Origin of the sequence: Amycolatopsis panacis (assembly GCF_003600245.1) — a bacterium.
In the GTDB taxonomy this organism is placed as follows: Bacteria; Actinomycetota; Actinomycetes; order Mycobacteriales; family Pseudonocardiaceae; genus Amycolatopsis; species Amycolatopsis sulphurea.
In genome coordinates this window covers 1-5,342 of the sequence record NZ_QZFV01000019.1, presented here as the reverse complement: position 1 = coordinate 5,342, position 5,342 = coordinate 1, and the positions used below count along the sequence as shown (strand labels likewise).

Below are 5,342 nucleotides of genomic sequence, written 5' to 3'. Positions count from 1 at the left end.
GGTCCGGATCTTCGTGAGGATCTTCGGCTGCTGGAGACCTTGCCCGGGGAGACGGGGCCCACCTCGGCTTCGCCGGTGCGGGTGGCCTCGCCGGCTCGGGATGACTCCGACATGGAGATGAACGCCGAAGGGCCGTCGTTCGGTAGTCCGGTCCGGGACGAGGAGATGCCGGACGCTCCGGACGACGCGGCCGTCGCGGATTCCGGGGAGTCCGGAGCCCGCTCCGAGCCTGACTCCGATTCCGACTCCGAATTGGAGGAGGTGTTCGCGGATCTCCCCGTGCCGCTGCCCGCGGCCGGGCCCGGAGAGCCGATGAGTCCGTTCACCCGGCAGCTGATAGCCGACCTCGCGGGCGACCATCCGGCCGATGCTCTTACCCGTGATTCCGACGCGGGTGACGAGCGCGCACCCGAGCCGGTGGACGAGGACCTGCCGTCCGGCCCGACCGGCTATGACTTCGGCCAGGAAATGGTGGGGTCCGAGTACCAGGAAGGCGATTTCGGCGACCTTGTCGCCGGGTTCGACTCCGCCCCGATTCCGGGCACACCGGCCCCGGTCGAGGCATCTCCCGAACCGTTCGCGGGTCTCGAAGAGCAGCTGGACCTCGACTCCCCCGGGGACATCGCGGGCCTGCTGGACGGCATGGTGACCCCCCATGGGGGCCTGGCGGACGACCGCGATCCGGCGGACTTCGATCACCAGGTGGCCGGTGCGTTGGATGAATTGCGGGGCTTGCGGGAACAGATCGCCGAGATCGAGTCCGTACTGGACCGCGCCGAGCGGCGGGACGATGACCAGGTGGTCGGCGCGTTGGATGATCTGCGGGGCTTGCGGGAACAGATCGCCGAGATCGAGTCCGCGCTGGACGGTGCCCAGCGGCGGGACGATCACGGTGCGGGCTCGCGGCCGGAGCCGTCCCCCGTGCCGCGGCAGCCGGCCGACTCGGAAAGCCTGTATGACGCCACCCCGCGGATGCGGCCGAGCGAGCTGCACGCCTCGGCTTTGGTGGTGGAGGGTGAGTTCGTTGCGGGGCAGTGGCCGGTGATGTCGGATGGGGATCGTGAGGTGCTGGGTGGGGTCGCGAGGCGGGTTGTCGAGTTGGTTGGGCAGGGCCATCGTGGGTTCAGTCTGTGGGTGTCGTTGTATGGGCCGGATGAGTTGGCTGGTGCGCATGGGGTGATGTTGGAGGCGATCAGTGGTGAGCTTCGGACTGCGGTGGATAAGGTGCTGGGTGTTGGGGAGGCTGATCGGCTGAACTGGTCGACCGGCGGTGATGTGTTGACCGATGCGCCGGAGAGGAACCATTTCCGGTGGGGGCTGCGGCTGCAGCCGGCCCAGCCGGTTGGCCCTGCCCCTGTGGTGGATCCGGTTCCGTTGGTGGATTTGGTGTCTGCTGAGTCGCTGAATCTGTCTGATGTGCACTTTGTGTCTCTGGTGGACCGTGACGGCCGGGTGGCGGGGGTGTTTTTCCCGGGGCCGCGTGTGGACGTGGATGAGGCCGAGGTGGTGCGGGCGGCGTTCGCTCGGACGCCGAGTCATGGTTCTTATACGGTTGCGGGACACCGTGGTGGGGATGGGTTCCGGCTCTGGCGGCGGTCGGATGGTGCGCTGGTCCGGGTCGAGGCGGCCTGGGTGACGTGGATGCTTGCCAGCGGCGTGTTGCCGGGTGGGCAGGGATGGCGGCAGTCGAGTGGTCTTGTGTGGTTGCGTTGCGGGGTGGCGGATTGGCGGGTCGGCACGTTGGCGCGGCTGGACGTGTGGGCGCGGGGCCAGAGTTACAAGGGTTCGGTGCTGGGGCCTGTATCCGAGGTGGAGGTGTTTAAGGACGGGACCATCCGGTTCGATTCGTTCGTTTCGTTCGAGGCGGACGGGTCATCGAGTACTGGACCTGGCCAGCCCTATGCCGGGGAGGGCCCGTCGGTGGTGCTCGGGCCGGATTCTCCGCGGTCCACTGTGGATCATCCGATGGGTGGTGTGGAAACCGGGTTGCCCACCCCGCCGGTCACACCGTTGCCCACCACCGATACGCCGGTGCGGAAGCGGAACAGCGTCGCCCACCTGCCGTATCCGGCTCTGCGTCAGTTCGAGGCGGAGATCGACGGCTCTCCGCCGGAGATGACGGAGCTGGATCAGCAGCGGCTGAACGAGATGATGTCGAACGAGATCATGCGGCAGACCGTGCGTGAGATCGAGCGTCGTGCCATGCGTGGTCAGGTGATGCAGTCGTTGCGGCTGTCTGTCACTGCTCCGGCGCAGCGGTTGGCTCAGGACGGTCCGGCGCTTTTCGCCGTGCTGGAGAACGTGGTCCGCACCGCGGTCCGGAACCGGGGATTGGATCCGGACAAGCTGGGCCTGGAATTCGACCACATCGAGCAGGAGACCGAGTCCGAGACCACCACCGTCGGCATCTTCGAGCACCAGACACCGCGGCATTCGCCGGCCGCGTATGCGGCGATGACTTCGCTGGACGTGCACTTCTCGATCCCGGGTGGCCGGCTCCCGGCGGCCGATCGGCTTCAGCTCAGGTCGATGGTGGGTGGGTTCGCGCGGAGCCTGCAGCCCGGCTCCCCGCTGCAGCTGGTGCTGGACCTGCGTTCGCCGTCGGCGCTGTTCCCAGGCCGGGCCGCCGAGATCGCGAGAGAGGTCCGTTCGGCGGTGCGGGACGCGTTGCCGCCGGGTTCGGCCATGACGGCGGAACAGGTTATTGACGGGCACATCCGGTTTTACCGGGGTGAGCACAGCCACCTGGTGAATGGGCTCTTCGCCGATGTGATCCGCCCGGCACGCGAGTTCGGCCCGCCGCCCGGCATGATCGTCCGGGGGCGCAACCGAAGGATTACGACAGAGACGATTCTCTGGACCGGGCCGATCGAGGACGCCACGGAGGAGGTCCCGGCGGGGTTGCGGGCCGCAGCCAAGCGGATCGCTCGCGATGTGCATGCCCGGGCGGCGGCCGGCGAGCGGCAATCGGACGTGCGGCTGCAGATTCGCCAGAAATCCGTCGAACCCCACGATGTGCGTATGGACGCGCACCGGTGGGTGGAAGACGTGGTGCGCCAGGAGATCGCGAAGCTCCGCCCCGTGCCGGAGGGGCCGAATTTCACCTATCTCACCAACAATGTGCGCAAGGCCGACGATCCGGCGACCATCCAGCTCAGCGTGCACGAGACACCGGCGCCGGAGCCGGTCGACGGTGTCCAGCGGCTCGACGTGCCCTTCCTGAATAGCCTGCCGGTGCTCGCGGAGGGGACCAGGGAGCAGGTCATCACCGCGGCCGAGCGCTTCGGCCGGGATCTGCTCGAAAATCCGGAGGACGACCGGGCCCTGACGATCAACGTGCTGGACACGGGCGGCGGCCGCATGGCGGACTTGCGGACCCAGGAGGCCCGCACCCTCGTCCTCGACGGTTTTGCGCGGGCGTTCGCCGGTTCGTCGAACCCCTGGACGACGATTGAGGCCCTGCTGGCACAATCGGTGCGGATCAACACTTACGTCGGCAAAAAGGCCCTCCCCACCCTGTCGCTGGAAGTCGCGGAACGGGCGGTGGACCGGCCGACGCCGGTGGATTACACCGAACTGGTCCGGCAGTTGCCCGTGGATCTGGCGCGGCGGTTCAAACAGGAGGCGTCCAGCTCGCCCGTAACCTGGGAAGGTCGGCTGGATCCGAACGAGTTGAGGCTCGCCGCCGACGACGACCGGCGGAAGCTGGATGAGCTCGCGGTCAAGTTCGCCGAGGTGGTCGCCGAGCGCTACGTGGCGGACGAGGAGCAGCTGGATGTGCGGCTGACCGTCATGGCGGTCGGTCAGCTGGCTGTCCATGGCGCCCGCACGGAAACGCACCAGTGGCTTGAGGACGTGTTGCGTGGCGCGGTCGAGCTGCGGCTGGGCCATGTGCCGGACGGGCTGCGGTTCACCTACCTCACCCATTCGGCCGCCAGGGCTGGGACGGCTGTCCGGATCTCGATCTTCCCGACGCCGCGTGGCACCGCGCAGGATTACCGTGACGCGACCACGCTGACCGAGTACTTCGTGACGACCTTCGGTGTGCTGTCCGCTTCGGCGCGGTGGCGGGTGACCTTGATGGCCTGGGGCCAGGCCTACCGGGTGTTCACGGATCCGGTCTACACCGACGTGCTGATCGCCAGAGTGGTCAGTTCGGGCTTGGCGAATGTGAACGCGCAAGTGCGCGAGGTCGAGTCGCTGATCCGGGCGGCCATCGCCGCGGTCCGCGCGGAGCACGGTGACCCGGCCGCCCGGTCGGTCGACGACATCATGCGGGAATTCGTTGTGATCCACCCGTACGTGTTGCGCAACCGGAACGCAGTGCTGCTCGACACGGGCCCGTTGACCGCGAATCCGGAAGAAGCCGGGAACGAGCATGGCGGATTGTCCTCTGCCGGTCGCGCGGCGCAGGGGGGTGTCACGCGGGCGGATCGGGTCGCCGGTCGATGGACGCTGCCGCACGAGGTGACCGAACCGGCAAACGAGGTGACTGGCATATTCCACACCCTCGACCAGGACACGGCGACGTTGTCCGGTGACGTCCAGCTCCGCGTCGAGAAGCTGGGGCAGCGGCTGGCGGGCGAAGTCGCTCAGCTGCCGTCGGACGCCGAGCTGCCGGACGTCCGGATCTTCGTACGGTCGCAGGTGGGGCCGGACGTCCCTCCTGGCGGTCGGAACGAGTGGAACGACCCGGACCCGCAGGCACCGACGGTCCGGAAGACAGCGACGGCCTACCTCACCGAATTGCTGCACCAGCAGCTGGACGCGGCCGACGTCGACAAGGCCACCGTGGACCGCCTGCCGATCACCTGGTTGTTCAAGCAAGGGGCGGACGGTTACGACGGCCGCCTGAGCATCCGGTACACGAGTGCGTCCGGCCTGAGCAAGGACCACTACCGGGATGCCCGCGAACTGCATGCCCGCTTCGTGCCCCGGCGACGCGCGATGTTGCCGACGATCCACCAGCAGCAGATGTTCTCGGCGGCGGAGGGTTTCGTCGCGCGGTGCCCGGCAGATCCGGCCGCTCAGTTTCCGACGCTTTTGGTGGACATCGGCCGTCCCTCCGAGTTCACCCATGACCGGGTGGAGCTGGTCGGGGAATTCCTGCGGCAGGCGATCACTGCCGCCTGGCATGCGGACACGCGGCGGGGCAAACCGCCGCTGGAGACCGTGCTGGACCACTTGAAGGTCGGGGCAGATCCGGATCTTCGTGAGGATCTTCGGCTGCTGGAGACCTTGCCCGGGGAGACGGGGCCCACCTCGGCTTCGCCGGTGCGGGTGGCCTCGCCGGCTCGGGATGACTCCGACATGGAGATGAACGCCGAAGGGCCGTCGTTCGG

At 68.1% G+C, this 5,342-nt stretch carries 1 protein-coding gene; it reads left to right on the top strand.

Annotated features, from left to right (window positions below; genetic code table 11):
* On the top strand, positions 1 to 5,342 hold a 5,342-nt coding region (locus tag D5S19_RS31875), incomplete at both ends, for a hypothetical protein (RefSeq protein WP_199730264.1).